13 protein-coding genes are annotated in these 18,351 nt (G+C 62.2%); 8 read left to right on the forward strand and 5 right to left on the reverse strand.

Features of this window, described 5'->3' with window-relative positions; genetic code table 11:
* The first annotated feature begins 184 nt into the window (after positions 1-184).
* The gene (locus tag SJ05684_RS01455) at positions 185-2,710 is read left to right on the forward strand and encodes a methyl-accepting chemotaxis protein (protein WP_034851894.1); all 2,526 of its coding nucleotides are present in this window, start codon (positions 185-187) and stop codon (positions 2,708-2,710) included.
* A 197-nt stretch (positions 2,711-2,907) separates the two neighbouring features.
* Here SJ05684_RS01455 and SJ05684_RS01460 read toward each other — a convergent pair whose 3' ends face one another.
* Positions 2,908-3,138 (reverse strand): hypothetical protein, encoded by a 231-nt coding sequence (locus SJ05684_RS01460; protein WP_034851896.1) that lies wholly within the window; start codon positions 3,136-3,138, stop codon positions 2,908-2,910.
* Positions 3,139-3,226: 88 nt separating this feature from the next.
* On the opposite strand from SJ05684_RS01460, the gene SJ05684_RS01465 reads away from it, so the two are divergent.
* The gene (locus SJ05684_RS01465) at positions 3,227-4,102 is read left to right on the forward strand and encodes a LysR family transcriptional regulator (protein ID WP_034852001.1); all 876 of its coding nucleotides are present in this window, start codon (positions 3,227-3,229) and stop codon (positions 4,100-4,102) included.
* 191 nt (positions 4,103-4,293) lie between these two features.
* Here the strand turns inward: SJ05684_RS01465 and SJ05684_RS01470 are convergent, their stop codons facing one another.
* Both SJ05684_RS01470 and aceA read right to left on the reverse strand, forming a co-directional pair.
* Positions 4,294-4,533, reverse strand: a complete 240-nt coding sequence (locus tag SJ05684_RS01470) for an SMc00767 family acetate metabolism repressor (protein WP_034851898.1) — start codon at positions 4,531-4,533, stop codon at positions 4,294-4,296.
* Positions 4,534-4,652: 119 nt separating this feature from the next.
* Positions 4,653-5,942, reverse strand: coding sequence for an isocitrate lyase (aceA, locus tag SJ05684_RS01475; protein ID WP_034851901.1), 1,290 nt, complete (start codon positions 5,940-5,942; stop codon positions 4,653-4,655).
* A gap of 218 nt (positions 5,943-6,160) precedes the next feature.
* Between aceA and SJ05684_RS01480 the strand changes: the two genes are divergently transcribed.
* From SJ05684_RS01480 to SJ05684_RS01500, 5 genes are all read left to right on the forward strand, one after another.
* Complete coding sequence (locus tag SJ05684_RS01480) at positions 6,161-7,570, forward strand: helix-turn-helix domain-containing protein (protein ID WP_034851903.1); 1,410 nt, start codon at positions 6,161-6,163, stop codon at positions 7,568-7,570.
* A gap of 266 nt (positions 7,571-7,836) precedes the next feature.
* Positions 7,837-8,931 carry a polyamine ABC transporter substrate-binding protein gene (locus SJ05684_RS01485; RefSeq protein WP_034851905.1) on the forward strand — a complete coding sequence of 365 codons (1,095 nt, stop codon included), beginning with the start codon at positions 7,837-7,839 and terminating at the stop codon, positions 8,929-8,931.
* 233 nt (positions 8,932-9,164) lie between these two features.
* Positions 9,165-10,307: an ABC transporter ATP-binding protein gene (locus tag SJ05684_RS01490; RefSeq protein WP_034851915.1), complete on the forward strand. Its 1,143-nt coding sequence runs from the start codon at positions 9,165-9,167 to the stop codon at positions 10,305-10,307.
* 4 nt (positions 10,308-10,311) lie between these two features.
* Positions 10,312-11,223, forward strand: a complete 912-nt coding sequence (locus SJ05684_RS01495; protein WP_034851917.1) for an ABC transporter permease subunit — start codon at positions 10,312-10,314, stop codon at positions 11,221-11,223.
* A 3-nt stretch (positions 11,224-11,226) separates the two neighbouring features.
* Complete coding sequence (locus SJ05684_RS01500; protein ID WP_034851919.1) at positions 11,227-12,048, forward strand: ABC transporter permease subunit; 822 nt, start codon at positions 11,227-11,229, stop codon at positions 12,046-12,048.
* 6 nt (positions 12,049-12,054) lie between these two features.
* Here the strand turns inward: SJ05684_RS01500 and SJ05684_RS01505 are convergent, their stop codons facing one another.
* Positions 12,055-13,875, reverse strand: a complete 1,821-nt coding sequence (locus SJ05684_RS01505; RefSeq protein WP_034852003.1) for an AsmA family protein — start codon at positions 13,873-13,875, stop codon at positions 12,055-12,057.
* A gap of 169 nt (positions 13,876-14,044) precedes the next feature.
* On the opposite strand from SJ05684_RS01505, the gene SJ05684_RS01510 reads away from it, so the two are divergent.
* A complete protein-coding gene (locus SJ05684_RS01510; protein ID WP_034851921.1) occupies positions 14,045-15,997 on the forward strand; it encodes an acetoacetate--CoA ligase in 1,953 nt (650 codons plus the stop codon).
* A 512-nt stretch (positions 15,998-16,509) separates the two neighbouring features.
* Here SJ05684_RS01510 and SJ05684_RS01515 read toward each other — a convergent pair.
* A complete protein-coding gene (locus SJ05684_RS01515) occupies positions 16,510-18,192 on the reverse strand; it encodes an ABC transporter permease (protein ID WP_034852005.1) in 1,683 nt (560 codons plus the stop codon).
* Between the last annotated feature and the right edge of the window lie 159 nt (positions 18,193-18,351).

An 18,351-nucleotide genomic window follows, 5' to 3' on the forward strand; every position in this document is an offset into this window, starting at 1 on the left:
GCAGTGCGGTCCCGCAATGATTGCCGGGCGGACTGGCGGCGAGCGCCGCATGATCTTCAAAAGTATCAGCCTGTTTGCGCATCGGGTGGCACCCTGGCTCCAATGTTGACGGCGTTTGCGTCGCACGGGTCGAGTTTCAGGCCGCTGGGGGAGGCGAAACGCGCGTTGGGAGCCGAGGTATTCCATGCTCATTGACAGGATTCTTGCTCGTTTCAAGATTCAAACGAAGGTTCTGTTCTTCATCCTGCCCTTCGTCGTCAGCATCTCAGCGGTTGGCTTGACCGGCCTCTATGCCTCGGGCCTGCTGCAGGGTCGAATGGAAATCTCGAACAGCGTCCTGCAGAGCTTGAGCGGCTTCAAGGACGTCTATGCGGAAATGAACCAGTTCCTGCACGAGACCACCGAGGAAAGCCGCAAGGCGGTGGAGGACACGATTGCTGCACAAAAGGACGTTCTGGCTGCGACCGCCGCGCAGGTCGCCGGCGCGAGCGGGGAGCAGGAACTCGCTGACGCGATCGCCGCTACGAGCGACATCGAAACCCGTATCGACGGCCTCTGGACCTTGCACGAGGGCGAGCAGCAACTGCGCCTGGCGACCAGAGCCAATCTGGAAACGCTGGCCGCCGAGCAGGTGAAGATCAGCGAACAGACCAATGACCTGCAATACGCGGTGCGCAAGGACGAGAATGCGGCGAAGACGCTGCTGCGCAACGCTGAAAAGCTCCTGCGCGCCGGCCGCTTCTATAACGAATTCGCCACCGAGGTGAGTAGCGCGGTGACCGCGGAGGACAAGCTGAAGGTCGCCCAGGCACGCTTTCCGATGATCGGCCGTACGCAGCGCGACATCTTCGCCCTGCTGCCAAAGGAGGAGAAATCTCTCTCCGAGACAGTCAATTCGGCTTCAGGTGCGATCGGCGCGATCATCAGGGCGCCCGCCGGACCCGAGACACTTGCGGGGCTTTCCAAATATGTCGACCGCTTCCGCAATGCGAGCTTCCGCCTCGAGGCCGCTGCCGTCGGCAAGATGCGCGAGGCGACGCAGATCTTCAGTGAACTCGATGGCAAGATTGCCAGCACCGAGTCGGTATTGACGGCGATGCGCCGACTGTCGGTATCGCTTACCGACATCCAGATCTCCGCGGCCGCATTCCTCGGCAACACGACGGAGGAGAACCGCCAGGCGCTGCTCGACAAGTTTTTGGCCGTGCAGACCAATCTGACCACCCTGCGCGGCATTGCAAAGGACGCGACTTCGTTCGAAGCCATGGCCGACGCAATCGTGCCGGTCGTCAACGCAATGAAGAAGGATGGCGTCGAACTGGTCGAGATTACCGGCAAGCGGAAGGCGGAGTTCAACGCGGCAGGCGCATCGATTGACCAGATATGGAACGACCTGACCGGCTTTGCCGAGCAGCAGAAGGTTGCTGCTGGTACGGAGCGCCAGGAAGCCAATCAGATTTCCGTTGGCGCCACGATTGCCGGCGTTGTGATTGCACTGCTCGCGGGCATTGCGCTCACATTGACGCTGAAGCGGCCGATCGGTCAGATCACCGCGGCCATGCGCCGCCTTGCAGACGGCCTGCTCGATACGGCCATCGACGGCGATGGCCGACGCGATGAGATCGGCGACATGGCGCGCGCCCTTGGGATCTTCAAGGAGAATGCCCTGTCGAAGGTGCGCATCGAGGCCGAAAGCGCCGAACAGCGCGCCCGCGCCGAGGCAGAGCGCAGCCGCAACGACGCGGAGAAGCAGGAACTCGACCGGCAGATCGACCTGGCGGTGAATGAGCTGGCGGCGGGTCTCGGGCGCCTGGCGCAGGGTGATGTGTCGCAACAGATCGAGGTGCCATTCGACGGCCGCCTGGAGCAACTGCGGCTCGATTTCAATGGATCGCTCATGCGGCTGCAGGATACGCTGGCGCAGATCCGCGCCAACGCCCAGGCGATCCAGCAGGGCGGCGCCGACATGCATCATTCGGCCGACTCGCTCTCGAAACGCACCGAGGCGCAAGCGGCCTCTCTCGAGCAGACCGCCGCGGCCGTCGACCAGATCACAGTGACCGTGCGCTCCTCCGCCGAGCGTGCCCACGAGGCGAACCAGGCCGTGTCGCAGACCAAGAAGAGTGCCGACAGTTCGGCAACGGTCGTCACCAATGCCATCGCGGCCATGGGCCGCATCGAAGATGCCTCGCACCAGATCGAGCAAATCATCGAAGTGATCGACGACATCGCCTTCCAGACCAACCTCCTGGCTCTCAATGCCGGCATCGAAGCGGCGCGTGCGGGCGAAGCGGGCAAGGGCTTTGCGGTCGTGGCCCAGGAGGTGCGCGAACTGGCGCAGCGCTCGGCCGAGGCGGCGCACCAGATCAAGGAGCTCATCAACAAGTCGACGGAAGAGGTCAATTCCGGCTCGCTGCTCGTCAAGGAGACGGGAGCCGTGCTTGCCTCGATCAGCTCCGAGATCGTCACCGTCAGTCAACATGTCGAGATGATCGCCACCGCCAGCCGCGATCAGGCGACGGCGCTGAACGAGGTCAATGGCTCGGTCAACCAGATGGACCAGATGACCCAGCAGAATGCCCTGATGGTAGAGGAGGCGACGGCGACCAGCCGGGCACTCGCCAATCAGGCGGATGCGCTGATGATGCTGGTCGGGCAGTTCCGGCTGGAGCCGGAACGCGGAGCGGGTGAGGTTTATCGCGCCGCCTGATCCATGTCGACGGCAGCAGATTGGACGCCGCGTATTTCAATGCGCGGCGTCATTTGCTTTGAGCCGCAATTTGTGCGGCATCATCAGCCGAATCTCCGCGACCGGCCTCTGATGTACGGTCTCCTGTCGATTTTCTAGCAAATCAACCCGACAATCGGACCCGAGTTTCGAAAAGCACGATGCGCAAAGTCAAGAATTTACAGCGTCCTTGTGCGTCCTGAGGGGTGCACGGCGCCGTGAGGCATCACGCCGCGAGTACCATCGCAGTCTTCAGGTATGTCCGTTCGCCGGCGTTTGCGGAACAGCGCAGAAAACATGTGTTCCGCGAGGGTCTCCCTGCATGCGGGCGCGCGCAGGTCGAAGCGTTCGTCAACGCCACGGTTTCTCGACGCCATGTCGAACAGAAAAGCCATTGCCATCATGTCCATGGTGATGCTCCTTATCTTCAAGCATCCCCTCTTTTATGCATCTCGAACTGTTTTACATACAGTCGATTTCGCCTTATGTTTTTCATTGATGAAAAACGTCGATTGGGACATTTACCGCTGCTTCATGACCGTGGCGCGCGGCGGCGGCCTGACGGGAGCGGCGCAGGCGACGGGCCTGAGCGCCGCGACCATCGGACGCCGCATGCTGGAACTTGAGGAGCGCACCGGCCGCGCGCTCTTCATCCGCAGCCAGACCGGTTACGCGTTGACTGCCGACGGCCGGGTGCTGTTCGAGCAGTTGCGCGAGATGGAAGCGGCGGCTCGCAAGGTGGAGAATTGGCAGGAACAGAGCGAGGGGGCCCTGACCGTCCGCGTCGCGGCGGGAACGTGGGTCTCGTGGCTGATCGCGGAGAATTTTCCGGCGATCTGCACCGAGCGCGACTCGTTTAACATTGCGCTTTCGATAGGGGAGGCGCGGGCGAGCCTCGCCTATCGCGAGAGCGACATCGGCATTCGTGCCTTCGAGCCAGAGGAACAGTATCTCGCGTCGCGGCTGGTCGGTGAAGTCGCCTATGCCGCCTATCGGCAGAAGAACGCGCCGGGCACCGTGGAGCGGTGGCTGGCCGTCAGCGAAGAGGAAGCGCGTTCGGCCTATCTGCGCTGGCCGCACGAACAGGCGCCGGGACGGATCGTTGCCATGGTAACGCGCCCGCGCTCCCTGCTCGACCTTGCCCGAGCCGGGGCGGGGACGGCGGTACTGCCCTGTTTCGTCGGCGATCTCGACCCTCTGCTGGAGCGGACGAGCGTGGAGATCGCCTCGCTCCGGCACCGACAATGGATCGTGATGAACAATGAGGATCGCCACAGGCGGGAAATTCGGACGGTCGTCGACCGGATGACGCGGCTCTTGCGTGGTCACGCGGACCTCTTCGCCGGGAAGCGACCGCGGCGCAGTGCCGCCTGATCTGGAGCTGCGAATGGCTCTAATGCGGGTCGGCCGGCTTGGCGCCGGCCGACCCGTCGGTTTGGGTTAGCGCCCGGCGCCGGTGCGGGAGGGTTCCATCCGGGCCACGGGTATAGGAACCGGCATCCGCCGGAGGTGTGACCATAGCCCGGCGCCGAGCAGGATTGCGGTCGCCGCCCAAAGCGTGATCATCACGCCCGCCCCTGGGTGACGATGACGGGGATCAGCAGATCGCCCCAGTTGCCGTCGCCGCCGTGATGGCGTGCCGAGCGCACGAGCTCGACCGAAACGCCAGCGTCGACCGCTTTCATGACGGCCTGGTTGAGGCGATGCAGGTCATTGGCGATCATGCGGATCGCGGCCTGCTGTTCGGGAGTCATCGCCGATGATTGTTCCTCGGCCCGTTCCTTGACGCGTGTCTGGACTGTCATTGGAGTTCTCCTCTTAAAGTTTGGAGCCGGAAGGGGATATTCCGGTTGCCGTCGCGCTTTGTTCAATGTGACCTGCGAGGCGCGCGACGGGCAGGAAGTGCCGAGCGCCTCGCTCTTCGTTATTCCGCCGCCGGGCGGAACTGATCGTGTTCGGTCGATTCCTTCATGGCTGTTGTCGACGACTTGCCACCGGTGATCGCCATCGATACCGCATCGAAATAGCCGGTACCGACTTCGCGCTGGTGCTTCGTCGCGGTGTAACCGTTCACCTCGGCAGCGAATTCCGCTTCCTGCAACTCCGAATAGGCGGCCATCTGCCGTTCCTTGTAGCCGCGGGCGAGTTCGAACATGCCGTAGTTCAGCTGATGGAAGCCGGCGAGCGTGATGAACTGGAACTTGTAGCCCATAGCACCAAGCTCACGCTGGAACTTGGCGATCGTCGCGTCGTCCAGGTTCTTTTTCCAGTTGAATGACGGCGAGCAATTATAGGCGAGCAGCTTGCCCGGATGCGCCTTGTGCACGCCCTCGGCGAATTTGCGCGCCTGCTCGAGATCCGGCTTCGAGGTCTCGCACCAGATGAGGTCGCAATGCGGCGCATAGGCGATCGCCCGCGCAATGCAGGGCTCTAGCCCGTTCTTCACCTGATAGAAACCCTCGACGGTGCGGCCGGCGTCATAGTCGACGAAGGGCCGGTCACGCTCGTCGATATCGGAGGTGAGCAGCTTCGCCGCTTCCGCATCCGTACGGGCGATGACCAGCGTCGGCACGCCCATCACGTCGGCGGCAAGCCGGGCGGCGTTCAGGTTGCGGATATGCGCCGCGGTCGGGATCAGCACCTTGCCGCCGAGATGACCGCACTTCTTCTCGGACGCAAGCTGGTCCTCGTAGTGGACGCCTGCCGCACCCGCTTCGATAAATGCCTTCATGATCTCGAAGGCATTGAGGGGGCCGCCGAAACCGGCCTCCGCATCGGCGACGATCGGGGCGAACCAGGTGTCGACCGAAAGACCCTTGCCTTCCGCAGTCTCGATCTGGTCGGCGCGCTGCAGCGTACGATTGATGCGTTTCGCCAGTTCCGGCGCGGCATTGGCCGGATAAAGCGACTGGTCCGGATACATGGCGGAGGCGGTGTTGGCATCCGCAGCGACCTGCCAGCCGGAGAGGTAGATCGCCTTCAGTCCGGCGCGCACCATCTGCATCGCCTGGTTGCCCGAAAGCGCGCCGAGAGCATTGACAAAATCTTCCTCGTGAATGAGCTGCCAGAGTCGGTTCGCGCCCATCTCCGCAAGCGAATAACGAATCTCGACCGAGCCGCGGAGACGCTGCACGTCTTGCGGAGAGTAGGGGCGCTCAACACCGTCGAAACGCCCCTGCGGCGCGCTGGGAACGAGCTTGTAAAAATCGGTCATTCTTATCCTCCTCGTGAATCTGGCAATTCTTTTGACTTCGTCTTACGGCGATTGTAGCTCATAACATTTTTTACATTGCACTGCGAAAAGGCGCCATGGGAATAAAGAAGTCCGCCGGCTCAAAAGGGTTATCTTGTCTTGAGTTTGACAATGCAGCAAAGTAAATGTGTAAAAAATGTAAAATCTCTTGCCTGCCGATTTTGTAAAGGGAGTTACAAATGGCTGAGAACAAGATCTTTGCCGGGCCGCGCGTCAGGCGAATCCGCAACGGCCTGCAATTGACGCAGACGGCGATGGCGGAAGCGCTCGGCATCTCCCCCTCCTACCTGAACCTGATCGAGCGTAATCAGCGGCCGCTGACGGTGCAGCTTCTGTTGAAGCTGGCCTCGGTCTACAAGGTCGATCTCGACGAGTTGCAGGGCGAGGTAGGCGGTAGCCTGCAGCAGCTCCGTGAGGTCTTCGCCGACCCGTTGCTGACCGGCGAGCTCCCCGGAGACCAGGAATTGATCGAGGTCACCGAGGCAGCACCAAATGTCGCGGGCGGCATCGTCAAGCTTTATCGCGCCTATCGCGAACAGGCCTCGCGGCTCAAGGACCTGGCGGAAGTGCTGGCCGGACAGGGTCACATGGCGGCAGTTTCGGACACGCGCCTGCCGATCGACGAGGTTAGAGAGGCGTTCGAGGCGCGGCCCAATCATTTCACGCGGATCGAGGAGGCGGTAGAAGCGTTTCATGCGAGCCTCTCGGCGGGTGACGATCTTACCGGGGCGCTGAAGGCCTGGCTGAAGAAGGAGCAAGGCCTGGCCGTGCGCACGCTGCCGCTGCATGTCATGCCGAACCTGCGCCGGCGCTTCGACCGCCACTCTATGCGGCTCTTCATCTCCGAACGCCTGTCGCCTTTCGACCAGGCGCGTGAGGTCGCCATGGAGGTCGCATCAATCGCCTGTCATGAGGCGATCACGGCGGAGCTTGAACAGTTCCGCCTTTCGACCGCCGAGGCCCGGCGGATCGGTCGCTTCGAGCTCGCCCGCTACGCCGCCCATGCGCTTATGATGCCTTACACCACCTTTCACGCCGCGGCGCTGCGCGCGAAGTACGATATCGACATCCTGAGAGCCCGCTTCCAAGTTTCCTTCGAACAGGCGGCCAACCGCCTGACGATGTTGCAGCGGCCCGGCGCGGCCGGTGTGCCATTTTTCCTGGTGGAGATGGACAATGCGGGCCATCGTTTGCGCCGGGCGGGAGCGCAGGGTTTCCCCCATGCCCGCTTCGGCGGCGCCTGTCCGAAGCTGAACATCCATGCCGCCTTCGCCGTGCCCGGCCAGATTCTCGTCGATCGCGTGGAGATGCCCGACGGCAGCGCGTACCTGGTGATTGCCCGCACAGTCGACGGGCCCCAGGCGGGCTATCAGGAGAGGGTCCGGCGCACCGCCGTTCTGATCGGCTGCGAAGTCGGGTTCGCCGATGACACCGTCTACGGCGCGGCGCGCATGCCCCCAATTGCGGTCGGGCCGGCCTGTCGTCTTTGCGAGCGGCAGGGATGCCTTGCTCGAGCCGAGCCGCCCGTGACGCGGCCGCTTGGCCTTGACGAGATGGCGACCGGATTGAGCGTCTTCGATTTTCAGTAGCTCGCGGGCGCTGGCCCGGCGGTAGACGGGATTTTGGCGCCCCCAATGCCCGGCACTGTTCCGGCCGGCCCGAACCTTGGCAGGTCTCGCCGGTAAGTGCTCGATTTTACTCGTGCTTGGCAAAGCGCAAACGCGCCGCAACGCTCGCCCTGTCTGGCGCGAAAGCGCTTGAGCTTGTTGCGAAACATGCCTAACCTCGGCATCGCAACGAACAACGGACGGGGCAGGTAAAGGCTTGTCCCGAATGACAACAAGAGGGGAGTTTCATGTCCAAACTCATCGTCGCAACTTTGGCAGCCGCTTTGTTGGCGGGCTCGGCGACGCTTGCATCGGCACAGGAACGGGTCGTCAACGTCTATAACTGGTCGGACTACATCGACGACAGCATCCTTGAGGACTTTACCAAGGAGACCGGTATCAAGGTCGTCTATGACGTCTTCGACTCCAACGAAATCCTTGAAACGAAACTGCTTGCCGGCGGTTCCGGCTACGACGTCGTCGTGCCCACGGCCACCTTCCTGCAGCGCCAGATCGCCGCGGGCGTATTCCAGAAGCTCGACAAGGCGAAACTGCCGAACCTTTCCAATATGTGGGATGTGATCATGGAGCGTACGGCCAAGTACGATCCGGGCAATGAATATGCCGTCGACTACATGTGGGGCACCACCGGCATCGGCTACAATGTCGACAAGATGAAGGAAATCCTCGGCACCGAGGAGAAGCCCAATTGGGACGTCATCTTCGATCCGGAGATCGCCGCGAAGTTCAAGGATTGCGGCATCCATCTTCTCGACTCGCCGACCGATATCATGCCCTCGGTGCTCGCCTATCTCGGCCTCGATCCCGACAGCCATGAACAGGCCGATCTCGAAAAAGCCGCCGACGTGCTGATGAAGGTCCGCCCCTATATCCGCAAGTTCCACTCGTCGGAGTACATCAACGCGCTGGCGAACGGCGACATCTGCCTGGCTGTCGGCTTTTCCGGCGACGTCTTCCAGGCGCGCGACCGCGCGGCAGAGGCGAATGCCGGCGTGAGTGTCGACTATTCGATCCCCGAGCAGGGAGCGCAGATGTGGTTCGACATGCTGGCGATCCCCGCCGATGCGCCGCATGTCGATGAAGCGCACGCCTTCATCAACTATCTGATGAGGCCGGAAGTCATCGCCAAGGCTTCGAACTATGTCTTCTATGCCAACGGCAACAAAGCGTCGCAGCAGTTCCTTGACAAGGAAGTGCTCGAGGATACCGCCATCTACCCGTCGGACGAGGTCATGCAGAAGCTCTTCACTGTGACGCCGTTCGAACCAAAGGAGCAGCGAGTCCTCACCCGGATTTGGACCAAGATCGTGACCGGCCAATAGGCACGGAAGGAATTGCCCGGACTTCGATCCGGGCAATTTTTTGCGGGGCCGTGCGAACGGTTTCGGCCCGTAGCGCATCGGCCCGAAAATCGTAATTGCTTTTCGGAAAGCTCGATGCGCGGACTCAAGGAGTTACAGCGACCTTTTCGCGTCTGAAAGGACGCGCGGCGCTGTAGAGCAATGGGCGTCGGTTGCGGTGGCGCGCCCATCGGCTGTGGCATCGGGGATAAATGATGAAGTCTCTCGGCAGTATCCGGCGGTCATTCGCCCCTTGGGCGGATTCGGCGTCCAAACCATTCATTTCCTTCAGAAACGTAACCAAGAAATTCGGTGACTTCACCGCCGTCGACAATCTTTCGCTGAACATCTACACGCGTGAGTTCTTCGCGTTGCTCGGCGCTTCGGGCTGCGGAAAGTCGACGCTGTTGCGCATGCTTGCCGGCTTCGAACAGCCGACCTCGGGTGAGATCATCCTCGATGGCCAGAACCTCGCGGGCATCCCGCCCTACCGGCGGCCCGTCAATATGATGTTCCAATCCTATGCGCTGTTTCCGCACATGACGGTCGAGAACAACATCGCATTTGGCCTGAAGCAGGACGGCATGCCGAAGGCGGACATAGCCGAGCGCGTCCAGCAGATGCTGAAGCTCGTGAAGCTCGAGAAATTCGCCAAACGCAAGCCGCACCAGCTTTCAGGCGGACAGCGCCAGCGCGTGGCGCTCGCCCGCTCGCTCGCCAAGCGGCCGAAGGTGCTGCTGCTCGACGAGCCGCTTGGCGCCCTCGACAAGAAGCTGCGCGAGGAAACCCAGTTCGAGTTGATGGACCTGCAGCAGGAACTCGGGCTTACCTTCGTCGTCGTCACCCATGACCAGGAGGAGGCGATGACCATGGCCGATCGCATAGCCGTCATGAGCCATGGCACGGTCGTCCAGGTGGCGACTCCCGCGGAAATCTACGAGGCGCCGAACTCGCGGTTCGTTGCCGACTTCATCGGTGATGTGAACCTGTTCGACGGCACCGTCACTGGAACGGAAGCGGGCTTTGTCCAGCTCGAAACGACCGGCGGCGTTCAGATCCGCATGATGTCGCCGGACGGGTTTGCGAAGGGCACGCGGGTGGCTGTCGCCATTCGTCCGGAGAAGATCAGGATCGACCGCCGGACGCCCGGCCATGCACCGATGAATACGGCCGAGGGTGAAATCTGGGACATTGGCTATCTCGGCGACATGACCGTCTTCCACATCCGGCTGAAGGACGGCCAGGTCGTCAAGGCATCGTCGCTCAACGCCGTGCGTGCAGTTGAGGATCCGCTCGGCTATGACCAGCAGGTCTGGATCTCGTTCGGTGACGACGCTGGCGTCGTGCTGAAGGATTGAAGACATGGCGAAACTTGCCTCAAACCTCGTCAGCCGCCTGGTGATCATCATCCCCTATGCCTGGCTGTTGTTCTTCTTTCTCATCCCCTTCTTCATCGTCTTCCGCATCTCGCTGTCGCAAACCGCGATCGCCATGCCGCCCTACACGCCGGTCTTCGATCTTGCCGAAGGCTTGTCGGTCATTTTCGAAAGGATGGGCGAGTTTTCGGCGGACAATTATGTCTGGCTGACGGAGGACGTTCTCTACTTCAACGCCTATGTGTCGAGCATCGTCATTGCCACAGTTTCCACCTTCCTCACGCTGCTGATCGGCTACCCGATCGCCTACGGCATGGCGAGGGCGCCGCGATCGATGCGGCCGCTGCTCTTGATGATGGTGATTCTGCCGTTCTGGACGAGCTTCCTGATCCGCGTCTATGCCTGGATCGCGATCCTGAAGCCCGAGGGGCTGCTGAACCAGTTCCTGATCGCAACCGGCCTCATCGACCAGCCGCTGATCATCCTCAACACCAACGCCGCAGTCTATATCGGCATTGTCTATTCATATCTTCCCTTCATGGTGCTGCCGATCTACTCGGCGCTCGAGAAGATGGATCACGCGCTGATCGAAGCGGCGCAGGATCTCGGTTGCACGCCGATCTCCGCCTTCTGGCGTGTGACGTTCCCGCTCTCCCTTCCAGGGGTCATCGCTGGCTGCCTGCTGGTCTTCATCCCGGCCGTCGGCGAATTTGTCATTCCCGACCTGCTCGGTGGATCGGAAACGCTGATGATCGGCAAGACGCTCTGGAACGAATTCAATGCCAATCGCGACTGGCCGGTCTCGTCCGCGGTGGCGACGATCCTGCTCCTGATCCTGGTCATACCGATCGTCTATTTCCAGAATGTACAGTCCAGGGCCGACGGCGAGGGGAGGTGAGCGATGGTCAGGTGGTCCCGCTTCAACATTGCCTCGGTCGTTCTCGGCTTCGGTTTCCTCTACTTGCCGATCGTCCTCCTGGTAATCTTCTCCTTCAACGAGTCCAGGCTGGTGACGGTATGGGCCGGCTTTTCGACCAAGTGGTACACGCAGCTCTGGTACAACAGAGGCCTGCTGGATGCCGCCTGGGTTACCGTCCGGGTGGCGCTTCTGTCGGCGACTGTCGCCACGGTTCTCGGCACGATGGCGGCTCTAACGCTGGTGCGCTATTCGCGCTTCCGCGGGCGCGTGCTCTTTTCCGGCATGGTCTATGCGCCGCTGGTGATGCCGGAGGTGATCACCGGCCTATCGCTGCTCTTGCTCTTCGTGGCGATCGGGCTTGACCGCGGCTTCTGGACGATCACGCTCGCCCACATCACCTTCACCATGTGCTTCGTTGCCGTCGTCGTTCAGTCGCGGCTATTAAGCTTTGACCAGTCGATCGAGGATGCGGCGCTGGATCTCGGGGCCACTCCGGTCAGGGCGTTCTTTGCCGTGACCTTGCCGGTCATTGCACCGGCGGTCTTTTCCGGCTGGGTCCTGGCTTTCACCCTCTCGCTCGACGACCTCGTCATTGCGAGCTTTACGACGGGGCCGGGCGCGACGACCTTGCCGATGAAGATCTACAGCCAGGTACGGCTCGGCGTGACGCCGGAAATCAATGCCATCTGCACGATCCTGATCGGCATCGTCGCCCTCGGCGTGGTCATTGCCTCGCTCGTCACCAAGCGGCGGGAGGTTCGGCGCGAGAGGGATGAGCGCGCAGCCTTCGCGGCGAGCGGCTGAGGGCCATCAATTCGGGCCGACCAGGGCGGCAAGCGGCGTGACCACGGCGTTCGGCCAGGACCCGCCGACGAAAAAGCGCAGAGGCTGACCGTCGGAGGCGCTGGCGTCTTCGAGAGCTCCGGCAAATGCCAGGCTGCCGTTGCGATAGGGGACGATGCCCGTCACGGAAATGGTGCCGGATGGGCTGACGAAGCGTGCCCTGTCGAGCCGTGCTGTGCGATCGGCGAAGCTCGCTTCGAGATCGGCCGTCTGGAAGTCGAAACTCGCGTCGCTCGCCTGTGACAACGAGAAGAAGTCGCCCTTTCGGACCAGATCGGTAAAGGCGTGCACGTCGAAGTCGGAAAGGCTGCCGTTCCTGAGGCTATAAGTGAGGTGGCCCGAGAGGTCTCCGGTTGTGGTTTCCCACAAGGGGCGGGCGGAAGCGACATCGAGGTTCAGGATCCCATTGCCCACGGGCATTGGACCTTTCAGGCCGAAGTCGGCGAACACGGCGGCGAAGTCGGCATCCTTGAGCGTGAGCTGCAGCCGGCCGCCATTGTCCAGGCTCTTCGTGGAGAGCTGCGCGCGGCCGGTCAGTCTGCCGCCGGCATAGGTGCTGTCGCCTATGTCAAGCAATGCCCGGCCGCCGTCGATCATCACACCGGTGGCCAGATCCTCCAAATGCAGCGGTCCGGCGAGCACGTCCTGGGCGGAGATGCGAAGGTCCGTGCGCCAGCCATTGATATAGCTTTCCGCCATTTTCCACAGCCGATCGCTCCGGACCGGTCGAGCGGGCATGTAGGCCGGCAGGCCGTTGAGGTCGATGCGATCGAATGCAAGGGTTCCGCCGATATGCGGCGAGCCGCCGCCTGGAAGCGTGACGTCGAGGACGCCTGTGGCGGCCGCCCCACCCACCGTCAGTTGCAGTTCGTCGAGCTTGAGCGTCTTTCCGCCGGTCGTCACCTTGGCATCGATGCTGACGCCAGCCGGCGGCAGCGCCATGTCCGCCGATCCGCGATACCAGGCCACGAGTGTCGGAAGCGAGGACGCGGAAAACTGCAAGTGGCCGGAGGCGAACGGCGTGAGGGAAAGATTGCCGATCCCCTCGAATGACAGGGTCAGGGGAACCGACGTGAAAGACGTCTTGATGGGCGTACTTCGCCTGGCGAAAAGCGCGAGCGGACGGTCGCAGACGAATGCCCAAGCGACTTGCTGACCGCCAAGCGCCAGCGAGAATTGCGCACTCAGCCGTTCGGTATAAGAAGGCCATTTGACCGTTCCGGCGATTCCGGAAAGATCGATGCCGCTGTCGCCGGAAAGCGCGTCCGATATGCTGAGCCGCCCGTTTTCGATGGTGATGTCGCCGAAGGGGCTGCCATCGTCCTGCGTCGCGGCCTCCGGGGCGGTCAGCCAATGCGGCTTTTGCCAATTGATCGTGCCGTCGGCGCGGCGTTCAATCGTGATGGTCGGCTCGACCAGCGTAATGTCGTCGAGCGCCGATTCGCCGCGGAGCGCCGAGAGCAGGCTGAAGGACGCGGTGATACGATCGATTTGCGCAAGCGGGCGCGGCTCCGGGCCCCTTGACACGATCTTCACGGAAGGCAGCGTCACCTCTGGCTCCGGCCAGAACCGGATTTCCGGCTTCCCGCTGATCGTGCTTTTGCCCCCCGACCAGCCGTCGAGCATCCGCTCCATCGTCGCGCGTACGTCCGTGGTCGACACGAGCAGGGGAATCGCCGCGTTATAGCCTATGGCGAGAACAACTCCGGCCGCGGCCGACCAGGCGACGTGACGACCGCGCAGCCGATGTCTCAAGGCGCCCGATGCCTTCAGGATATGTCTTTTCATATTGATCCGTTTGCCGTCGCCCTGCATGACCGTCTGGATAGGCCGATGGTTTGCATAAAGCAAATGCGACCGACGGCAAAATGTCGTCGCCGCGGCCTTGGGGACCGGGCATGCTGTTTATCTTGCATTGCAGCATGATATAGAAGCAGAAACGGGAGTGGAGGAATACATGCAGACAGATCGTCCTTTGTGGGTTCCGGATGCCGAGACGCTCGAGCGAAGCCCGATGGCCGAGTTTATAGCCTGGTGCGGCCAGCGCTTCGGCCGGACGTTCTCCGAGTACGACGCCTTTCACGAGTGGTCCGTGGTTGAGCGCGGTGATTTCTGGACCGGTTTATGGGTACACTGCGGCGTCATTGGCGAACGCGGCGAGACGGCGCTCGCCAATGGCGATCGGATGCTGGAGGCGCGCTTCTTCCCCGACGCAAAACTCAACTTCGCCGAAAACCTGCTGCGCGGCAGCGGCAATGACGATGCCCTGATTTTCCGCGGCGAGGATAAGGTCCGCTACCGGCTGTCCTGGGACGAGCTGGTAGGTCTGGTGTCGCGGCTGCAGCAGGCGTTCAAGTCACAAGGGATCGGGGTCGGCGACCGCGTCGCGGCGATGATGCCGAACCTGCCGGAGACGATTGCGCTGATGCTCGCCACGGCGTCCGTCGGCGCCATCTGGTCGTCCTGTTCGCCCGACTTCGGCGAGCAGGGCGTGCTCGACCGCTTCGGTCAGATCGGTCCGAAGCTGTTCATCGCCTGCGACGGCTACTGGTACAACGGCAAACGCCAGGACGTCGACGACAAGGTGCGGGCCGTCGCAAAGAGCCTCGGTGTGCCGACGCTGATCGTTCCCTATGCGGGCGACAGCGCCGCGCTGGCCTCATCGATCGAGGGCGGGATCGCGCTTGCGGATTTCATTGCCGGCGTCGAGGCAAAACCGCTCACCTTCGAGCGACTGCCCTTTGCCCACCCGCTCTACATTCTTTTCTCCTCCGGCACTACCGGCGTGCCGAAGTGCATCGTGCATTCGGCCGGCGGAACGTTGCTCCAGCACCTCAAGGAACATCGCTTCCATTGCGGACTGAAGCCGGGCGAGAGACTTTTCTATTTCACCACGTGCGGCTGGATGATGTGGAACTGGCTGGCTTCCGGCCTGGCAGTCGGCGCGACCCTCTGCCTTTATGATGGTTCGCCTTTCCATCCGAACGGCAACGTGCTCTTCGACTATGCGGCCGACGAGCGCTTCGCCGTCTTCGGTACCTCGGCGAAATACATCGATGCGGTGCGCAAGGGCGGCTTCACGCCGATGACGACCCATGATCTATCCGCCCTGCGCCTCATCACCTCGACCGGCTCGCCGCTGTCGCCCGAGGGGTTCTCCTTCGTCTATAATGGCATCAAGTCCGATGTCCAGCTCGCCTCCATTTCCGGCGGCACCGACATCGTCTCCTGCTTTGTTCTTGGCAACCCGTTGAAGCCCGTTTGGCGCGGCGAAATCCAGGGGCCCGGCCTCGGTCTGGCCGTCGACGTCTGGAACGACGATGGCGAGCCGGTGCGCGGAGAAAAGGGCGAGCTCGTCTGCACCAAGGCGTTCCCCTCGATGCCCGTGAAGTTCTGGAACGATCCGGACGGCGCCAAGTACCGGGCGGCCTATTTCGAGCGCTTCGACAATGTCTGGTGTCACGGCGATTTTGCCGAATGGACGCCGCATGGCGGCATCATCATCCACGGTCGATCAGACGCGACGCTCAACCCGGGCGGCGTGCGCATCGGCACGGCGGAGATCTATAACCAGGTAGAACTGATGCCGGAAGTCGCCGAGGCGCTCTGCATTGGTCAGGACTGGCAGGACGACGTTCGTGTCATCCTTTTCGTTCGCCTGACGCCGGGCGTCGAACTGACCGATGAACTGACGCAGGCGATCAAGAACCGCATCCGCACGGGCGCTTCGCCGCGCCACGTGCCGGCCAAGGTCATTGCGGTCGCCGATATTCCGCGCACCAAATCCGGCAAGATCGTCGAACTCGCGGTCCGCGATGTGGTGCATGGCCGTCCCGTCAAGAACAAGGAGGCGCTGGCGAACCCGGAGGCCCTCGATCTCTTCGCGGGACTGGACGCTTTGAAGAGCTAGTGTTCGCATTAACGAGGTCCTTGCCTTCGCAGAAACAGGGAATGACGGAAAGCGGCCGGTGCGTGCCCGCGCGGACGCATCCCGCTCCCGCTTGGGTCGCGAGGCGAGTGGGCGGTTCTCGGGCGGGAACGAGGCGATATCTACTGTAAGTTGAATAATATTGACCGCCCTTCGTCGGTTGCGTCGGGTCGGAACAATGGTGATCTATTCCGATACGGCATGCGCGCCGAAACGTGACGGTTGCCCGTTAACTCTTTCGCGCTTGCGATATTAACCAACACCGCTGAGTTGCAGGACAATCCCTAAAATTGTCGGGTCGGGAAGTAAGGTCCTGTTAAGCTCTGGCAGCGCAAGGTCTCGTTAACTTGAGGCCGCCCGTTCAAGGGCCGGTACCGCAGCAGAGATGCTGTCGTCGACATGAAGTCGCGAGTTCTCGAGCATTTGTTGGTTGGCATAGATTTGAGGGGCAGCTCCGAGCTGCCTCTTTTTTTCTGTAGCAGGCAGGCGCCTTCCTACGATCGATTTTCCAGCGACCGTGAAACGAGAACGACGGGGATCATGCCGGCAAGGACGATGATCATCGCCGCGACGGAGGCGTCTTCCACTCTTGCACGCGAAGCGTCTTCGTAGACGAGCGTGGCGAGCGTGTTGAAGTTGAAAGGGCGGAGCATGATGGTGGCCGAGAGCTCCTTCATCGTTTCGATGAAAACGAGAAGGGCGGAGGTCAGCACCGCCGGGCGCATCATAGGCAAAAGCACGGTGCGAAGCGTCTGAGCGCCCGTCCGGCCGAGCGCGCGGGAGGCCATGTCGAGATGTGGCGAGAGCTTGTGGAAGCCGGCCTCGAGTGTGCCCTCGGCCATGGTGAGAAAGCGGACGGTGCAGGCATAGATGATCGCGAAGCCGGTTCCGCTCATGATGAGGCCGGTGGAAAAGCCGAAAAGCTCGCGCATCCGGGCATCGATGGCGTTGTCGACTGCGGCGAGCGGGAAGAGTACGCCGATGGCAAGCACCGTTCCCGGTACCCCATAGCCGAAGGAGGCAAGGCGGCCCGCGACGTCCGTGATGGGCGAGCGCCCGGTGCGGGCGGCGTAGGCGAGCACGAAACCGAGAAGCACCGTCGCGAGCGCCGTCAGGCCGGAAACGAGGACGCTGTGCAGGAAGGCGTCCAGGAGCCGTGGCGCGAGGAACTGGTCTAGACGCTTCAGGGCAAAGTTGCCGAGGACGAGGAAGGGAACCGCGAAGCCCGAGAGCACGGGAAGAAGACAGGCGAGCGTCGCCGCCCATTTCTTCCAGCCGGAAAGCTTGACCCGCACCACGTCGTGAACGGCTGCCGTCGTCTTGTGACTCGAGAAGCGCTGCCTACGCCGCGCCGCGCGCTCGATCATCATCAGCCCGATGACGAAGACGAGCATGATGCAGGCGATCTGCGCCGCGCCGGCGAGGCTGCCGCGATTGAGCCAGGTGTCATATATGGAGAAGGTGAGGGTCTGTACGCCGAGGAATTCGACCGCGCCGATGTCGTTCAGCGTTTCCATGGCGACCAGGGTGAGGCCGATCATGATCGCCGGCCGGGCCATGGGAACCTGCACGCGCAGGAAGACCCTCACGGGGCCCGCGCCGAGCGTGCGCGCGACATCCGCAGCCGCGCGACCCTGCATCAGGAACATGGAGCGGCAGGCGAGATAGATATAGGGATAAAGGACCGAACTCATCACCAGCACGGCGCCGCCGAGCGAGCGAACGTCAGGGAACCAGTAGTCCCGGCTCGTCTGGAACCCGAAGATCGCCCGCACCAACCCCTGCACCGGACCGGTGAAGGTCAGGAATTCACCGAAGGCGTAAGCCGCGAGATAGGCCGGTATTGCGAGCGGCAGCACGAGTGCGGCGGAGAGCATGCGGCGCATCGGGAATTCGCAGGTTGCCACCAGCCACGCCGTCAGGATGCCGGTGATCGCCGTGAAGGCGCCGGTCAGCGCGACAAGCAGGAGCGTTCGCATGACGGCACGCGGGACGACATTCTCGACCAGGTGCGGCCAATCCGCATTGCCGCCGGATACGGCAAGCCATGCGATAGCGAGGATCGGCATCAGCACGATCGCGGAGGCGAGCCCCGCCCAGGTGGCGAGCATCCGATGGGTAAGGCCAGTGGCCGATCTGAGATGCCGTCGTCTGAGGCGTTTGGCGATGAGGTGCAATCGATCCATTCCGAGGCGATATTGCCCGCAGGCGCCGGAAACTAGTTCCTGCGGGTCAAGATTTTCCTACAGCATTAGCGCATCGATCCGAAAATCGGAACCGATTTTCGAAAACGCGATGCGCAATTCAAAGAGTTTGCACGCCGCCTATGAGCGTCT

It is taken from the genome of Sinorhizobium sojae CCBAU 05684, from assembly GCF_002288525.1.
In the GTDB taxonomy this organism is placed as follows: Bacteria; Pseudomonadota; Alphaproteobacteria; order Rhizobiales; family Rhizobiaceae; genus Sinorhizobium; species Sinorhizobium sojae.